We start from the raw sequence: 16988 nt of genomic DNA on the forward strand, positions 1-16988 counted from the left end.
GAGGACATTTTACCTAAAAAATAAAAGAGGACATTTTTGCTGAAAAGTAACAATATTGGGAATAGGAGGCGAAATGAAAGTTATATATGACCCGGAAACAGATACTCTGAGCTTTGTTCTCAAAGATAACCCTGTAGCAGAGAGTGATGAATTACGAGAAGGTGTGATTGTGGACTATGACTACGATGGGAAAATAGTCTCAATTGAAGTCCTGGATGCGTCAGAGCATGTAGCTGAACCAAGAGGTGTAGTATACGAACTTAAGGAAGTAAAGACAACAATTTGACCAAGGATAAAAGATTAAAGAGATAAAACACCACTACCAAAAAGGGATTCAGTCAAGAGAAGGTATAGAATATTAGACCCAAACTCAATCATTTTCTTTCGTTTTCCTTTCTATAAGATGGAAAGGCTTAAAATTGACCTGCGCTCTCCAATTAGAAGTAGGAAAATCGTAGATATCAGCATCACTTGCTATATCAATTTGAAAAGAACGAATAGTCATTCCACAACCATAAGTTATGCCAACACGTTTCCCTTCCTTATCATAGAAATAGCCACCTCTCAGCGAAAATTTATTCTCAAGTGTAATCTCAGCTCCTCCACTATACCAAATTTTATGTTTTTCACCTACTAAACTTTTAACTAAATCAACTGAAAAATTCAGGTCTAAGATAAAGGGAGGTAGATTTTTCTTTAATAACGGAATAGCACTAAAGCCAAGACCTGCCCGAACAAGAGATGGAATTGTGTCTAAAATCCCAGCCCCAACATAAGATAATCCTTCAGAGCCCAGGTTTTGGTATGATATTCCTACAGATAAACCTGGGATAGAAGTTTTATAAAGCATCCCCCAGTCAAATGCAAAAGTCTTTGCAGTTCTTCCATGTTTTTGGTGGAGAACAAGCCATATAACCTCGTCGGGTGCTAAAAAGCTATAAATGTATTTTAAAGACACACCTACCCCTAAGTTTTGGGTAACCTTCTCTCCATAAGAAAGAATTAGTGCATAATCATAAGTTTCCCATCGTCCAATTTCATTGCCAACGCTATCTATCCCTATCGTCTCACCTGTGCTAAGATAGGTATATCCAATGCCAAGACTTCCTCTCCCAATAGGAAGAGGAACAAGTCCCCCAATGTATGCATGTTTCATCCCAGAATATAGCCCTGGAAGCCATGCTGGATGCCCAAGCAAAAGTGAACTCGGATTCATAAATCCAATATTTACATCCTCAGAGAAAGCAAGCCCTCCAGGATTATAATACATGGCAGTAGCATCATCTGCAATCCCAGTAAACGCCGAACCCATTGCTACTTGCCTCGCACCCGGAGATATTATAAGAAAAATCCCATCTGCTTTACTAAAAGAAGTTATAAGAAAAAGTAAAATATACGGCATCATATTCCTCCCAATTTTAAAATCCTAATTCTTCACCAACAATAACAACAGTCACTCGTCCTTTAACTCGCTGGCGTTGGGTAATTAGTAGATAGTTACAGATTCTGGCAGGAACATCACAATCTTCGCATTTACCTGTCTTAACACAGGGAGTATCAAGGTTAAGTCTTTTACTATTTAAGACAGCGGCGTAATTTTTTACCCGGTTTACACCTTCTTCAACTGAATTTACAATCTTATTTATACCGACTACAATTATGACTTTTTTCGGTCCATAAGTAATAGCAGATACCCTATTTCCGACTCCATCCAAGTTTATCAGCTGGCCATCTAAAGTTAACGCATTTGTTCCAGTAACATAATACTCAGCAGTTAACCCTTTTGCCCGCATTTCGGTAGCTTCATCAGGTGTAAGTCCGGGCTTGTATTGATTATAAAGTGTATAATCTCCTTCTTGCAATGCTTTAAGTATTCCAGTTTCTGCGACTGTCATTGAGCCACCTAACCCAACCGTCGCACCTTTTGGGATAATGTCCATAACTAATTTAAGTGCTTTATCTTTTGTATCTGTATAGAAGGCATCGTAATTTTTATTCTTCAAAGCCTCAATAAGTTTATTGATTTCAATTTCTTTATACCACTTCTTAATGTCTTTGACAAGCATCGGATTAACTGAATACTTGAACTTTTTATAAGGGTCTTTAGTGTCCAAACTGGTTTAGTGTTTTAGTTGGGTCTATGTAATTCAAGTCAAATCTACACTTTTCTTTATCCATTCCCATAGCAACTGCAAGCAACTGTGTAAAATACAAAACTGGTATAGTTTTGAACCCAGAGTATTTGGCTTGCACTTCTCGTTGTCTTGTATCAAGGTTAAACTCGCATAGTGGACAGCTTGTTACGATAAGGTCTGCACCAAGCTCGTTAGCAAGAGATAGTATTTTATACGCTCTATCAACGACAAAGTCTACTTGGCCAACAGTCTGATATGAGCCACAGCACTCGTTAAGATAAGGGAACCCTATTGGCTCCGCTCCTATGGATTTAATAAACTCCTGTAAGATAGTAGGATTTTCTGTATCATCAATTGCAACTTCTTTTGGTCTAAGTAACATACAGCCGTAATAGGAGACGACTTTAAGATCAGCCATATTTCTTTTGACATATTTTCTTATTTTATCAAACCCAAATTCCTTAAGCACTTCAAGTAGATGTAAGATTTTGACTCCGCCATCATATTTTATCTTCTCTCTATCCATAAAGTCGTTAATTTTACTCCTTTTTTCATCATCCTGTGTAACCAACAGCTCTGCCCTCTTCAGTGTATTGTAACACATTGCACATAGGGTGACAACTTGAGGTCGCACCTCTCTATCTCCATTGCCAGAGACGCGGTCTCCCTGTTCTTTGACTCTAATTAAGTTTCTTATAGGTGCAAGTTGATGTATAAGGTCATCTGATGCAAGTGAGTATACTGTGCCACAACAGTTCCATCTGTTAAGCTCAACGAGTTCAATTCCCAACACTTGTAATGATTTAATAGCAGAATCTTCAAAGTTTTTAGCTGTCGTTTTTAATGTGCAGCCAGGATAGTATAACAGTTTCATTATTGCTATTATATTCATAAAGATACATGTTTGTCAACTATTTTATTTTTTGACAAATTTAAGTTTTTGATGTAAAATTGAAATAAGAATGAGAAATATGAGACTTGCCCAAAAAGTTGGTGAGTTACTTAAACAGAGAAAGCTTACAATTTCAGTAGCCGAGTCTTGCACAGGTGGGCTCATACAGGAGCTAATTACTGATGTCCCAGGTAGCTCAAAGTATTTTCTTGGTGGAGTAGTTGCTTATTCAAACGAACTTAAACAAAAGCTTGTTGGTGTAAATCCTGCTACTTTAAAGAAGTATGGGGCAGTGAGCTCCGAAGTAGCGTGTGAGCTTGCAAAAGGTGTAGGAGAAATAACTGGCTCTGATATTGGGATATCTACAACTGGGATTGCAGGTCCGACAGGTGGGACAAAAGATAAGCCAGTAGGTCTTGTTTACATAGGGCTATGTACTAAAGATGCTCTAAAATCATTTCGCTTCTTATTCAAAGGCGACCGCCACAGAATAAGAGAAAATACAGCCAAAAAAGCACTTGAACTAATACTAAGTTTATTTGTGTAAGCCGTGGGTTATTTTTATTGGCACACCAGTAAAGCCAAACTTTTCTCTTAATTTATTCTCAATAAAGCGTTCATCAGTTTTAGTTATAGGGTTACGCGACATGATTTTAAATCTTGGTGGCTCTATCCCAGTCTGCACTATTGCATTTATCCCTAATCCTGGCAATGATTTAATGAGCTCAGTCAATTTCCTTCTTGAAATCTTGTGTCTACGGACCTCCCATACCTTAACAGCTTCTTTTATTGGCTCGTATACTCTATCCTGTTTGAGAGCAGATATGTAAGTTATTGGAATAAAGGTGGCAAACCTCAAATCCCATTCCCTGAATTCAACCCCAACATCTATTTTATTGATTGCAAGTACAATACCCTTACCTTCTTTTATGAGTATATCTATAATTTTCTTATCTTGATGTGCAAGTCTGATAGTAGCATCTACAATAAGGATAGCGACATCACATTTTTGGATAGTTAACTTAGTGCGTACACTTGAGTAATATTCAATGTCGCTCCTGATTTTAGTCCTCTTTCGTATTCCAGGAGTATCGATAAGAATGAGTTCTCTTCCATCATACTTTAATGTTACATCAATTGAATCAATAGTGGTACCTGGGTGTTCATCTACAATTACTCTGGGCTCTTGTAAAAGTGCATTTATATAAGTTGATTTACCAACATTAGGACGGCCAAGGATTGCGAGTCTTGGTATTTTATCTTCTTTCTCTACTTCCCTTACTTCTATTTCTTCTTTTATTTTATCTATTAGTGTATTTATACCTATACCATGTGTAGCTGAAACAGGAACAAGTTTGGCAAATCCTAATTTATAGAATTCTACAATCCCACTTTCTCTTTTTAGGTTGTCTACTTTATTCACGACAAGTATGAGCTTTTTACCTAATTTTCTTAATCGGTCACATATCTCTAAGTCAACAGGAACGAGACCAGTTTTAGCATCAACAATAAATAGTATAAGAGACGACGATTCAAGCGATACTTCAACCTGTTCCTTTACCTTTGCCTTAAGTCCTGTATGTTCGTATGGGAAATAGCCGCCAGTATCCACTAAGTAAATATGTGCACCAAACAAGTCAACTTCTTTTATGTTCCTATCCCTTGTAATCCCAGGTTGCGGATGTGTAACCGCAATTCTACTCCCGATAAGCCGATTAAACAGTGTAGATTTACCTACATTCTCACGTCCAACTATGGATACTATTGGTAACATATTTTAATATATCATATAGGATTAAAAATTCAAGATAAAAAATCAAAATTGACCACAGATAATTTTGTATAATTAGTAGCTTAAATTGAGGATTCCCTTTGCAGTATTACAAAGTATTGAGGTAATTCTTCTTTAAATATATGCTTAACTTCCCACCCACCCTGTGATGCGAGTTGTTCAAGCTCTTGTGATGTAAGCAGCAGTAAGTTAAACCAGTTCCCAATTATGCCGTTATACTCTACCCTTATTTTAACCTGTCCTTTGGGGAGTCCCCTTTTTATATTTCGGCGATGGTATTCAAGATGATACGGATTATCAGTCTTTTCTGGGTCAACACATGATGCAATTATTAAGGCATTGTTATTCGCTATTTTCCATAACTCCTGTAGCATTTTAATTGTCCCATCAATAGTGCCACCAATCCCAAAATTGTTTCCCATTAATAGGAATGTATCAAATTTATTTGGTTTAAATGGTAATGCAAGTGAGTTTGCATTTACTACCCATTTTACTCCTCTTTGTTTAGAAAGCTTACATGCTAATAATGCCTTATCTATTCCTATAACTTCATATCCTAATTTTTGTAACCATATAGAATGCCTACCAGCACCACAGCCTACATCAAGTATAAGTCCATTAGCAAACTTAAGAGCTGGTTTTTCATCTTCATATACTTGGAAATAAAAGCCCGGATTCTCGTAATCAATGTAGCCATCGTCTCTTCTAATCAAATACTCTGTCTCCTTACCATGAAAGTAGTCCATTAACGCATGACCAAACGGGTCGTTCATTGCAACTAAAATAAATTCAAAGGTGTCATTGCAAGTCCCGCTTTATCGGGACGAAGCAATCTCCTTTAAATATTGAGGGAGAGCAAAAGATGCAATATGGATATCAGGGTTGTAATATTTGAGTCCTGCAGGTGGTGTTCTTTTAGGTGATAAAGGGTCAATTTTTTGTGATGCAAATGTAAACGACCATACACCACCATAACTTGGGACTTCTGCAAGATAAACTCGTACAATTTTGAACAGTTTTTTCAATTTTTTATTATAGCTTTTAACAAAATCTGTAATATAAAACGGAGTCTCCGTCTGCGCTACCCATATTCCATCAGAATTAAGCAGGTTAGCACCCACGTTTAAAAAATCGTCCTCTACTAATCTTGCACCCGGTCCGATTGGGTCAGTTGAGTCAACAAATATAATATCAAATTTACCTTTCTCTTTTTTAACCCACAAAGCACCATCAGTGTTAATAATTTCTACTCTCCAGTCTTTGAGTCCTTTGGTTAGCTCTGGAAAATATTCATTTGATACATCAATCACTCTTTTATCAATCTCTATCAACTTAATCTCATCTACTTCATATTTAAGTATTTCTCTTACAGTGCCTCCATCTCCTCCCCCTATAACTGCTATTCTTTTAGGGTTTGGGTGCACAATCATTGCTGGATGCACCAGCATCTCATGATATGCAAATTCGTCTCTCTCAGTTACCATAACGACACCATCTAAAATTAACATCCTACCAAACTCATAGGTATCAATCACTTCAATAGTCTGGTACGGTGTCTTTTCTTTATGTAACTTTTTTTTGACTTTAAAATCTTGCTGTAAATATGGTGAGAAATAACTCTTCTGTGTATACCAGAGTTCTCGAGGTGATACCTCTTCTGGCATAGTTACCTGCCCGCCGTCAGGCAGGGAGGATGCCCCTCTTTAGTTCTATTGCACTAACACTTTTTGGTCTTAGGCAAGTTTTCAAATATTCTACTGCCTTTTCAAGGTCAATATCCTCGCTACACGAGAACAAGTCTAATGCCACATACCTATACTCAGGCCATGTATGGACAGAAAAATGGGATTCAGAGATAACGACGACTCCTGATACACCGTGCGGATTAAAATTATGGAATATGGAATTAACAATGTGGGCTCCGGAGATTTTAGCAGCTTTAAGGAAAAACTTTTTTACACTATTGGAATCCTTTATAATATCGGATGGACACCCATGGAACTCCATCAATATATGGACTCCAAGTACCCTCTTTAATTTTCTTCCTGCACTTATTGCATTGGTTTTCATTCATTATCTCACCTCCGCACTCATTATAATAACCTACTCAAGCTTGTCAAGAAAAAAATAAGTATATTATCTCTTTTTGACTTTTTTGTAAAATTATGATATTCTAATTAAAACTTATGGAAGCAGATAAAAAGATAGTACAGAATGTAAAAAAAGGATTCAGGCTTTTTCTTATAATTACAGTTGTTAGCATCATAATCATTTTAATCTTTACAGTGAGAAAGAATACACTCTATAGTTTAAAGCAAGTTAATCTTTTATTCCTTTGCATGACCACAGCCATCTGTCTTTTTCGTATATATCTTGAGTGCTTAAGACTTCAGACCCTAACTTGGGCATTTGGAAATCGGATAAGTCTACGGTCAAGTGCAGAATTTACTGTTGGTGGCTATTTCCTCTCACTTACTCCTTTTGGAGTAGGTGGTCTACCTTTACAGTTTTATATTCTTATGCGAGACAGATTCTCACTTGGTGAGAGTGGTGCTATTATTGGGACGAGGGGACTTACGTTCCTATTTGCTTTTGTTGTTGGGATGCCAATTTTAATAGGATACCGCAGTCTCTTTGCCAGTACTGGAATTAAGATGCTTTCAAGTTATCTTGTAGCTATTTATGGGATACTTTTCGTATTATTTATCTTAGTAATGTGGAGGACAGAAAGAGTCAAATATCGGCTCTCGTGGTTTAAGAAATTCTTTATCCGCCGCGGCTATCAAAAGGCAATAACTGTGTTAGATAAGCTTATAGATGAGATAGATAAATTCAAGTTTGGATTTAAAAAATGCTGTAGCAGTGGTATATCCAAGCTTATTATCACAATTTTTTTATCTTGTCTCTCACTATTTTTTTATACCCTTATAGCCCCATTCCTTTTTCGTAGTCTTGGGATTCAGTGTCCTATTCTGATGACAGCTATAATACAGCTTATTCTCACATTTTTGCTTATGTTTGCACCCACTCCTGGTAGCTCAGGTATTGCAGAGGGGGTAGGGTTTGCACTTTACAGGAGTATCTGCGTAAAACCAGAATTACTTGGCATTTATGTTATCTTATGGCGGTTCTTTACTTATTATATTGGGGTAATTTTGGGTGGATTCATTATTTTAAGGATGCTAGCAGTGAGAGGCAAGAGGGTTGAAGTTAATCAATAGCTCTCATAAAGTTTTTTAATGATGAGGGCATCGGCTTCAAGTGTTGGTGATTCACAGATTATGAATCCCTCTACTTTCTTCTCGTGCAATGCACGCATAAGCTCTTTATAATTAAACTTAGACTCTTTATCTTCAAATGTAAGATGCATTTTCTCCCCTTTTGGACCGTACTGCATACCAGAGATATGTATGTGCATATCTTTTAAAGCTGTGGTGCCAAGCTCAGTCTCAACAAGTTCAAGTAGCTTCATAAATTCTTGATAAGAGTTCCATTTCCCACCTTCTCTTGCATAAATGTGTGCAAAGTCTATGCAAGGCTTGACACCATTGACTTCATGTGATAGTGATAAAATTTCATCAAGTGTCCCAAATTGTGACCCCTTTCCAGTTGTCTCCGGTCTTATATCAATCTTTACATTCTCATTATGCAATGTCTCTGTAATCTCTACCAGTGCATCTCTAACTACCCTATACACTTCACTCAGCTTGTCCTTTCCATAATATGCAGCATGGAATGTAACTGATTTAGCACCCGCAATAGCACCTATTTTTGCTGAATCAAGTATTCTTATTTTTGAAGCCCTAACTTTGTCAGGCTCTTTTGAGTTTAGGTTTATAAAATATGGACCATGGACTGTAAGTTCTATTTGTTCGTGAGTTGCTATTTCCTTCACTTTACGAGCTTTATCTGCACTCATATTGACACCCCTGACAAACTCAATTTCCATGCACCCAAGTCCCAATTCTTTTACTTTTTTAATTCCGGCCTCAGTAGACCTATCTTTAGCTGTCACAGGTATACCTGCTGGTCCAAAAAGTAAACCCATCTCAAACAACTCTACCTTTTTTTATAACTACTTTAACTGGATTAAAGCCAACCCAGTAAGGTATTTCCTTATAAGAGTTTACACTAAGTATAAGTATATCAGCATCCTTACCTATTTCAATACTTCCAACCCTATCTCCGAGTCCAATTGCATAAGCCGCATTTATAGTGGCTGCAGTTATTGCTTGTGCTGGTGTAAGCTTTAATAATGTACAGGCAAGACTTATAATTATTGGCATAGCAAGTATAGTAGAAGTGCCGGGGTTAAAGTCGCTCCCAATAGCAATTGGGATGCCCGCTTCTATAAGTTTCTTAACAGGTGGCTTATGATTCAAAAATAGACAAGTTCCCGGCAATATCACTGCAATAGTGCCAGCTTTTTTCATTAACTTAATTCCTCTTGCACTTGGATGAATGACGTGGTCTGATGAGATTGCTCTGAGTTCCCCAGCAAGCTCAGCACCTCCTGAGTCACTGAGTTCGTCGGCGTGTATCTTTGGTAGTAGACCAAATTTCTTACCGCACTCAAGTATTTTACGTGCGTCTTCTTTTGTAAAAACGCCGTGCTCACAAAATACATCGCAAAACTTAGCAAGTTTACTTACTTTTGGTATTATTTCGTTCAGTAAGTCATTTATGTATTCTTCTTTACCTTTTTCTGGTGGTACCTCGTGTGCACCAAGAAATGTAGAAACAAGTGATACAGGGTGAACTTCGTTTAGCTTTTTAATTACTTTAAGTATTTTCATTTCATCCTGTAAGGAGAGCCCATAGCCAGACTTCACTTCCATCGTTGTAGTCCCCCATTTAATAGCATAATTTAGCCTCTCCACTGCAATATTAAATAGATTGGATGCAGTCGCTTTCCTTGTACTCATAACAGTAGATATTATTCCGCCGCCCTGTTCTTTTATTTCCTTATAAGTTTTACCTTTTAGCCTAAGCTCAAATTCGTCTGCCCTTGACCCAGCAAATATGAGGTGAGTGTGTGAGTCGATAAAGCCAGGCATTACTACTTTACCCTGTGCATCAATTTTCATTTTTGCAGGTTTTGTAGCTCCAATTCCAGATATCTTTCCATCCTTTATTGAAATACTTACATCTTTAAAGATTCCAAGCTCTCCTATCGAAACTCCTCCACGAGGATATCCGGGACTCAAAGTAATGATTTCAGAAGCATTTATAATTGTTAAATCTTCCATTTCTTGAATCACGAAACTACAGAATAGACAAAAACATAGAAATTAGCTTACCTCTTTTTACGATTCGTATTTCTTGAATACCATAAAAATGTAGCGACTATCGTATGGATTTCTAAAAATATCCATCAATCTAAGATTCTTACTTATTTGGGAAGTTTTGAAAATCTTTTTTAGAGTGTCTACAGTAAAGAAATAACAAAAACAACCAGTATCAATAAGACCTCCTATGAATTCTCTTGGGATAAATAATTTCAATTTTCTTCCTCTTTTCTTAATCTTTTTGTTAAAAAAGTAATTCTACCAGTAACAATAATTATAACTCCTCTCAGCAGTGACTAAGGCCATACCATTTGGTTTTAGAATATCTACTATTGAGTTTATAAAACTTCTTTGGGTGTTCCTATTGGGCAAGAAACTATAAAACTCTACCACCACATAATCAAAAGACTCCTTCTTAAACCCCAGTTGACCTGCATCCATACATATATCCTTATCATTAAATCCATTTCTCCTACTATACTTACTCAAACATCTACTATATTTTTCTACAAAATCAATCCCGATAACCTCATATCCATTCTTGGCTAACTCAACACAATCTCTCCCAGGTTCACTTCCTATATAGAGTAGTCTTCCCTTACGGCTAAAATACTCTTCCAGAACAGCTCTTCGACCAGGATCCAAGGAGTAATCTTCCCAATACTTCCTTGTAGGTGAAATATTTAATTTTCTCCAGTGACTTTTGTTTATCATGTTCATTTCCTTAAAGGTGACATGTTTACTTGCCATATTGAACAAAAATTTACAAAGCCACATATCCCACTCAGCAGCAAGACGGATTAAAGGGATGGTATCTAATCTTTCTCCGGATAGCAAATTTTACTAATTTTAGAGTTACACTCTGTAAAGATGGCTTTACTATCCAGCCTACATACCAGATAGCATATCCCCAATAATGATAAAAATATCCTAAGAAAAGCCTAATTTTTGAATAATAGGTCTCCATCTCTTTTATTGTTTTCTAAGTTAAATTTGTCCTCTCTCTGTTTCTTTTTTCCTGCAATTTTTTGGATAAAAGTTTTTGTGAAATTATTCCTTGCTCTGTAATTATTCCAGTAAAATACTTAATTGGAATCTCTTCAAAATAGAAGTTTAAGATTTTAATTCCATTTTCAGTCCAAATTTCATTTGGATTTTCAGGTATTTCTTCAACCTTTGCTTCTTTTTTAGACAAAAACTTATCTATCCCACATACTACATAACATGGGACCTTAAATTCTTTTGCCATTATTGCTATAGCTAATGTGCCTACTTTATTTATCACTGAATCCTCAGTTACTCTATCAGCACCTACAACAATAACTTCTACATCTCTTATAAATCTTGATATTTCAGCCTCTGTTATAAAAATAACTTTTAAGCCTGCCTCCCGTAGTTTTAATGCAAGCTTCCTACCCTCAAAATTAGGCCGTGACTCAGAGATAAAAACTGAAATCTCATTAAGTGTCCTTAATGCTTCAAATACTGTGCTACTATAGCTATATGTAAGAACTACTTTTTTGTTGGTAAGCACCTTATGTGCATTTTTAATTAAGGCTGCTAAATTTGGAGCAGTGGTAACTATTGCTCTCACTTTTTGGTCTATGAAGTTCAATTCTTTTAAATCCTTAGTCTCTGTAATTATTGACTTAACAAGCACTTTAATAGGTGCCATTGTCGGTTTTGCTATAGCAAGCTGATTTAAAAAATCAAATAATGAGTCTTTAGAATGTGGTTTAGTAATGAATTCAAGTATAGCCTTAGCAGCAAGTTCTCTTAGCTCATTAGCGCCAGATTCTTTATCCTCTTTTATACACTTAATCCAATCCATTTAATAGCTTATGACCCTATTTAATTTTAACACAGACCTCCTTAACTAAACAAAGCTGACATTTATTCTTTTGACAGTAATTTTTAGCCAGTCGTAGGAGTGAGACTTCAAAGTCAGGAAAAGTAAACGATTTAATGTTTTGTCTTCTCCATATGGACTCTAAATCTTGAAGAACTTCACTTGGGTTTTCTGATTTTGATAGCCCCATATTTTTTGATGCTATTAAAACTAATTGTTGAGGTAAAGTGTTAGCTTTTGTCCATATTTCTCTTAGTTCTCGCAAAAAAATGTTAACCGTCACATCCCCTATTCCTTTGCCTAAGTTTTTAAGTCTTATTTCAAGGTCACTTGGATTGCTTGCCATTCTATGTAATAAATTAAGGTCTCCTTTGTACTCTTTTATAAGTGAGTCCATCACATTAAGTAGCTTAGTAGCAGTCTTAAAATCGTATCTTACATAGCCACCGGCATCAAGTATTCTAACAAGACCGTCCCAGCCCGTATCTACAATTTTTTGTGCTGAAATAACACTACTACGCTCAAATTCTTTGTAAGTATTAACTGCAATTCTTTCGCCAATCCTGGCTGCAAAAAGAATAGATGCAAGCCACCATTTGAATATCTCAGCTGAATCCTCACCCTCAAGTCTTATTCCTAACTCTTTTGAGAATCTGCCACCAATGGCTTGAATAAGTGTAGGAATATAAAATCTCATAAAAATTGTAATAAAATAGATTTTACCTTCTTGTAAGTTACTCTTCTATGTGAAATACAGAAGATTATCTTGCCAAAAGTGAATATTAATTTTCCAACCACTTGCAGTATTAAGAAAACCATATTTTCAAAATTCTTACCTAACAGACAACCCATAAAAGAGGCGATGGCTCTTTTAAATGCTTCTCGCCACACTCTCAGGCTATTTCTTAGGATGCAAGATAATGGAAAGTTGATAAATTCTTGATATTTTTTAACCAGAGGGTAGTAGGAATATCCTGCTTCAAAAAGTCCCTTAAAGAATGCACGAAATGTGTTCTCATGATCATGATAGACTATTGCCTGTGAGATATACTTAAGGGTACGCCCTTTAAGTTGAACCCGCCATGATATGTCAACGTCATCGCAACGCCCAATTTTTTCATCAAATCCTCCAATAGCTATAAGGTCGTTCCTCCTGAAAATTGAGTTTAACCCTATAATCCAGGGAAATGGGTATTTTATTTCACTCACCCATCTTTTGTTAGAATAAATAAATTGATAATAATATCTATCTATCCAATTCCTAATTCTATATGGTAAAATATTACCACCACAACCACCAACCTCATCGACTTGGAATTCCTTTACAAATTCTGAAATCCAATCCCTATGGATGATACAATCATGACTTAGAAAAGCTACCAGCTCACCTGTACATATGGTAAGCCCCCTATTCTTGGCAGCTGCCCAATTTCTATGTCGCTCAAAAACATAGGTTACAGGAAATTGGGTTGCGATTTCTTTTGTCCTATCAGTTGAATTATTGTCCACTACTATTATCTCTAATCTATCTCTAGGATATTTGAGCTTCATAAGGGAATTAAGGCACTCCATTAGTGTTCGCTCCCCATTATATACTGGTACAATTACACTTACTTTTGGAAGAAAGTGTAGTTCCATAAGCTTAACAACGCAAATATTTCTATACTATACTGCAGAAACAGCCTTTGAGACTTTGTCAATGAAACTTCAATTTCTTAAAATTATTACATCGTGAGCAAATAGTATATATCTTTGGCCCTTTATACTCTTTTTGGCAAAACAAACTCCTAGAATATAAATATTTATCATTATACCAAATTTTTTCAAAAGAGTCTTTGTTTAAATTGCCAAATGTATTCTTTTTATTGGTAATTAAACAACACGGGGATACAGTACCATCTGGATTTATTACTGCACTATTAAATAAGTATGTGCAAATTTCATTATATAAAGGGTATTTATATTTCCTTTTATATGCACTCCTCACATACTTTTTATTTTTGGGTAGCCATTCTTCCTTTAACTTTTGAATATCCTTACGAATAGTATAATCTGGTAGATCATCTGATAACCCCATTTTAGATGTGACAAAATTGATTCCAATTTGACGCGCCATTTTTTTAGCTTTTAATATTTCATGTTCGTTATACTTATTGACAATGAATTTCCAAGTAATAACTGGATTATTTTTTTCCTGCTTCTTTTTAATATTGACCAATCTTTTTATCCCGTTAATAACAGCGGTAAAATTGCCATTTATTCTATATTTAGAATATGTTTCCTGAGATGCTCCATCGAGTGATATAGTTAAAAAATCCAATCCTGATTTAACAATATTCTGGAAAAATTTATCATCTTTCTTAAAACTAAAGTGTGAATGTACACAGATGCATATATTTCTTTTCTTGGCGTACGAAATTATATCAAAAATATATGGATTTAAAAAAGGCTCCCCCCAGTTAAATAAATCAATATACTCTATAAAAGGCAATTTTTCTAGAATTCCCTTAAATACTTCTATTCTCATAATCCCTTTTTCTATGTTTAATTTATCAGTTCCTGCAGGACAAAGGGGGCAATTTAAATCACAAATGTTACTAATCGGATCAATAGTTATCGAGGCAGGGAATTTAGGAGTTAATGTGGGAAAGCTTATGATATCAATCGTCTCAATAGCTTTTTGTAGATTCACAAAGACTATCTTCTGTCTTTTAGCTTTTTTGCTTAACTTTTTTATTACACTTGTCCCCCATATATAGAATAAGTCCTTAAAATAGCTGGGTAATTTTGTGTAAATTCCACACAGTATCTTTTTTACTACACTTCTTCTCTCTTCTTCCATCGGATTGTTTTAGCACACTTTCAGAAAGTAGTGAGCCTAACAATGCCCATTCGTCTTCCTATGACAATAATCCTTTTCCAAACAGTATCAAGCAACAACAAAATAATCAGCCAGTGAAAAAACTTAGCTAACTGATGAGAAGGGTATGATTTCTTATTCAAATAATAAAAACTTTTTTCCCATACCCACCATGGTTTTAAAGAGTGTAAAACATATGAAGGCGTCCCTTTTTCCAAAAAGTGCGCAATGTCCTTAAGCACAAAGTAAACAAAGCTCTTTATGCCGTATTTTTTTGATACTCTAATTATATATTCCCAGTTAATAGCATAGGAACTGAGAAGTTGCAGGGTATCTTTTAAAATATAAAGCCCATTAAAATAATGCGAATGAGCACAATGTAAAAAGAGGTAAATCAGCTGGTCTTCCGGACATAGAGTGAAGGCACTACCCCAGTCTCCGCTTATTGGGATTCTATTTTTCCACCAAATTCTATATAAAGGCTCTATACTGAGTGCAGGGAATGGATTAGCAAATACATCTACTAATAATAGGTGAGGAGTGGACTTTTCATATCTGATATAATTTGTATAATTTACATACCATATAGGATAGCCACGTGCTCTAATAGAAAATCCCTGTGCATGCAGGACATCCTCCATTAATCTAATGCTGGACGGTCTTACAAAGAGGTCTAAATCACCTCCTGGGTCACGTGTCATTGGGTCTTTGCAGAGAGATTGTAAAGCAAATCCTTTAATGAGAGTTACATCTACATTCTTCTTATCAAGCTCTGCCAAAACCGACTTTATCACTTTAGTTTCTATAAGAGTCAGCTCTGCGAGTCTCCTATAGGAGTAAAATTTGATTTCATCCAATTTAGATTTTGGAACAAGCGTGCAATTTTGATGATGATTTAAATATCTAAATAGTGAAAATAAAGCATGACGCCGTCGTGCATAAGCTACCAAAAGGTCCCAGTTTATTTCACCATTTGTAAGAAGAGAATGAAATTGTTCAAAATCACCTTTAAGCAATTGTATAACTAATTTCTCCTCTTTTGAGAGGGGTTCAGTACCAAATAATTTAGGATAACTTTTACGCATTTTGTAAGCAAATTAACAGGCACAATCCCATTTGTGCAAGCAAACCTTACAATATGAAAATCTTTTGCTTAAATCTATTTCTTTTCTTCTTATGTTCAATTCTTCTGGCAACAGTTCAATATTTTCTTCACACTTCTGAATAGTCTTTCTTAATAGTTTATAATAACACCCATTCCATATTTTATCAAAAGGGTCAACAAAGATATTACCCATTCTATATTGAGCCTGTGGGACCTTAATACACACATCCTTATACCACTCTTCCCAAGTTTCCTCAGGACTTGCATCTATAAAACCACAAGGGTAAATATCGCCCAAAAGAGAAATCCGTACAGAAAACCATGGCTCAAAACAGTGTATCCGGGTTGGATTAAAATGAGGAGCCTCGAGCTCTATTCTATATCTTCTTGCCAATACCTTTGCTTTTTCTAACTTATACTTTAGACTTATAAAATTATGGCCATGTATTTTACTGAGTTCTTGATTAAATCCTATTAAATGGAGTAACTTTACTTTATGAGCGTCAACATCTTTAGCAAAATTAATTAATTCCACTAACTCCTCTATATTATCTTTCATAGATGTTCTTCTCGTTTAGCAAAGTTCCATTCGTACATATATTAAAGTTGATGTCTCTATATTTACCTAAGTCTAACATATTGAAAAGGTTAGGATTCATAAAAGGCTCGCCACGACCTACTATAGATATTCTCCTAAGGTGCGGTAGCTGCTCTAAAATATACTTAAATTTTTCTAAAGGTAGATTTCCCCCTTCAGCCTTAAAAACCTTATGTGCACACATATAGCAGTTGAGGTTGCAATCGTCTGTGATCTCAATGGAGAGTTGGCGTGGTGATAAAGCATAATTGGACTTCTGTAGAAGATGTAATAACCTTAAAGAGACTGACTTCTTTACACAGTGTAATCTGTATGACATAGCTCTATTTTAAAATATTATGCCATTTTTACCCTTCAATGTCAAGAAAATAGCAAGGAGTATACAAGGTATACCAGAATTTTTTATGTTATTAATTATTAATTCGTCAAGATGTTAAATTTTTATTACATCAAAATGTTAAAATTTTAC

General features: G+C 35.6%; 21 protein-coding genes. 3 read left to right on the forward strand and 18 right to left on the reverse strand.

Features of this window, described 5'->3' with window-relative positions:
• Window positions 1–73: 73 nt before the first annotated feature.
• Window positions 74–286, forward strand: a complete 213-nt coding sequence (locus QMD71_08800) for a DUF2283 domain-containing protein (GenBank protein MDI6840926.1) — start codon at window positions 74–76, stop codon at window positions 284–286.
• Window positions 287–370: 84 nt separating this feature from the next.
• On the opposite strand, the gene QMD71_08805 is transcribed toward QMD71_08800, so the two are convergent.
• Genes QMD71_08805 through QMD71_08815 form a run of 3 tightly spaced genes read right to left on the reverse strand, consistent with a single transcriptional unit; the run spans window position 371 to window position 3009 of the window.
• Window positions 371–1405: a PorV/PorQ family protein gene (locus QMD71_08805; GenBank protein ID MDI6840927.1), complete on the reverse strand. Its 1035-nt coding sequence runs from the start codon at window positions 1403–1405 to the stop codon at window positions 371–373.
• Between the two features lie 13 nt (window positions 1406–1418).
• Window positions 1419–2114, reverse strand: a complete 696-nt coding sequence (locus QMD71_08810) for a lactate utilization protein (GenBank protein MDI6840928.1) — start codon at window positions 2112–2114, stop codon at window positions 1419–1421.
• Window positions 2104–3009: a CoB--CoM heterodisulfide reductase iron-sulfur subunit B family protein gene (locus tag QMD71_08815; protein ID MDI6840929.1), complete on the reverse strand. Its 906-nt coding sequence runs from the start codon at window positions 3007–3009 to the stop codon at window positions 2104–2106. Before QMD71_08815 ends, QMD71_08810 begins: the two co-directional genes overlap by 11 nt.
• 88 nt (window positions 3010–3097) lie before the next feature.
• On the opposite strand from QMD71_08815, the gene QMD71_08820 reads away from it, so the two are divergent.
• Window positions 3098–3574: a CinA family protein gene (locus QMD71_08820; GenBank protein ID MDI6840930.1), complete on the forward strand. Its 477-nt coding sequence runs from the start codon at window positions 3098–3100 to the stop codon at window positions 3572–3574.
• Here QMD71_08820 and der read toward each other — a convergent pair.
• The 4 genes from der to speD form a co-directional block, all read right to left on the reverse strand.
• Window positions 3563–4801, reverse strand: coding sequence for a ribosome biogenesis GTPase Der (gene der, locus QMD71_08825; protein MDI6840931.1), 1239 nt, complete (start codon window positions 4799–4801; stop codon window positions 3563–3565). The two genes, QMD71_08820 and der, sit on opposite strands and share 12 nt — an antisense overlap.
• 80 nt (window positions 4802–4881) lie before the next feature.
• The gene (locus QMD71_08830) at window positions 4882–5592 is read right to left on the reverse strand and encodes a class I SAM-dependent methyltransferase (protein ID MDI6840932.1); all 711 of its coding nucleotides are present in this window, start codon (window positions 5590–5592) and stop codon (window positions 4882–4884) included.
• 42 nt (window positions 5593–5634) lie between these two features.
• Complete coding sequence (gene speE, locus QMD71_08835) at window positions 5635–6483, reverse strand: polyamine aminopropyltransferase (GenBank protein ID MDI6840933.1); 849 nt, start codon at window positions 6481–6483, stop codon at window positions 5635–5637.
• 16 nt (window positions 6484–6499) lie between these two features.
• On the reverse strand, window positions 6500–6889 hold the full coding sequence (gene speD / locus QMD71_08840) for an adenosylmethionine decarboxylase (protein MDI6840934.1): 390 nt from the start codon (window positions 6887–6889) through the stop codon (window positions 6500–6502).
• A gap of 116 nt (window positions 6890–7005) precedes the next feature.
• Here speD and QMD71_08845 point away from each other — a divergent pair, with 116 nt between their 5' ends.
• The gene (locus QMD71_08845) at window positions 7006–8040 is read left to right on the forward strand and encodes a lysylphosphatidylglycerol synthase transmembrane domain-containing protein (GenBank protein ID MDI6840935.1); all 1035 of its coding nucleotides are present in this window, start codon (window positions 7006–7008) and stop codon (window positions 8038–8040) included.
• On the opposite strand, the gene QMD71_08850 is transcribed toward QMD71_08845, so the two are convergent.
• The 11 genes from QMD71_08850 to QMD71_08900 form a co-directional block, all read right to left on the reverse strand.
• Entirely contained in the window at window positions 8034–8867 is an 834-nt protein-coding gene (locus QMD71_08850) for a TIM barrel protein (GenBank protein ID MDI6840936.1), read from the reverse strand. The genes QMD71_08845 and QMD71_08850 overlap by 7 nt on opposite strands.
• Before the next feature lies 1 nt (window position 8868).
• The gene (gene hutI, locus QMD71_08855; GenBank protein ID MDI6840937.1) at window positions 8869–10068 is read right to left on the reverse strand and encodes an imidazolonepropionase; all 1200 of its coding nucleotides are present in this window, start codon (window positions 10066–10068) and stop codon (window positions 8869–8871) included.
• Between the two features lie 57 nt (window positions 10069–10125).
• Window positions 10126–10323: a hypothetical protein gene (locus QMD71_08860; GenBank protein MDI6840938.1), complete on the reverse strand. Its 198-nt coding sequence runs from the start codon at window positions 10321–10323 to the stop codon at window positions 10126–10128.
• A gap of 42 nt (window positions 10324–10365) precedes the next feature.
• Window positions 10366–10821: a class I SAM-dependent methyltransferase gene (locus QMD71_08865; GenBank protein MDI6840939.1), complete on the reverse strand. Its 456-nt coding sequence runs from the start codon at window positions 10819–10821 to the stop codon at window positions 10366–10368.
• Window positions 10822–11089: 268 nt separating this feature from the next.
• Entirely contained in the window at window positions 11090–11938 is an 849-nt protein-coding gene (locus QMD71_08870; protein ID MDI6840940.1) for a hypothetical protein, read from the reverse strand.
• 16 nt (window positions 11939–11954) lie between these two features.
• Complete coding sequence (locus QMD71_08875) at window positions 11955–12653, reverse strand: hypothetical protein (protein MDI6840941.1); 699 nt, start codon at window positions 12651–12653, stop codon at window positions 11955–11957.
• Window positions 12650–13594, reverse strand: coding sequence for a glycosyltransferase (locus QMD71_08880; protein MDI6840942.1), 945 nt, complete (start codon window positions 13592–13594; stop codon window positions 12650–12652). The genes QMD71_08875 and QMD71_08880 overlap by 4 nt, the downstream gene beginning before the upstream one ends.
• A gap of 58 nt (window positions 13595–13652) precedes the next feature.
• Complete coding sequence (locus QMD71_08885) at window positions 13653–14798, reverse strand: radical SAM protein (GenBank protein ID MDI6840943.1); 1146 nt, start codon at window positions 14796–14798, stop codon at window positions 13653–13655.
• 20 nt (window positions 14799–14818) lie between these two features.
• Complete coding sequence (locus QMD71_08890; protein MDI6840944.1) at window positions 14819–15901, reverse strand: nucleotidyltransferase family protein; 1083 nt, start codon at window positions 15899–15901, stop codon at window positions 14819–14821.
• A gap of 12 nt (window positions 15902–15913) precedes the next feature.
• Entirely contained in the window at window positions 15914–16480 is a 567-nt protein-coding gene (locus tag QMD71_08895) for an SPASM domain-containing protein (GenBank protein MDI6840945.1), read from the reverse strand.
• Entirely contained in the window at window positions 16470–16838 is a 369-nt protein-coding gene (locus tag QMD71_08900; GenBank protein MDI6840946.1) for a radical SAM protein, read from the reverse strand. The genes QMD71_08895 and QMD71_08900 overlap by 11 nt, the downstream gene beginning before the upstream one ends.
• Between the last annotated feature and the right edge of the window lie 150 nt (window positions 16839–16988).

The sequence above is a fragment of the bacterium genome (assembly GCA_030018315.1).
Taxonomy (GTDB): domain Bacteria; phylum Hydrothermota; class UBA3073; order JACQXS01; family JAGMCI01; genus JASEGA01.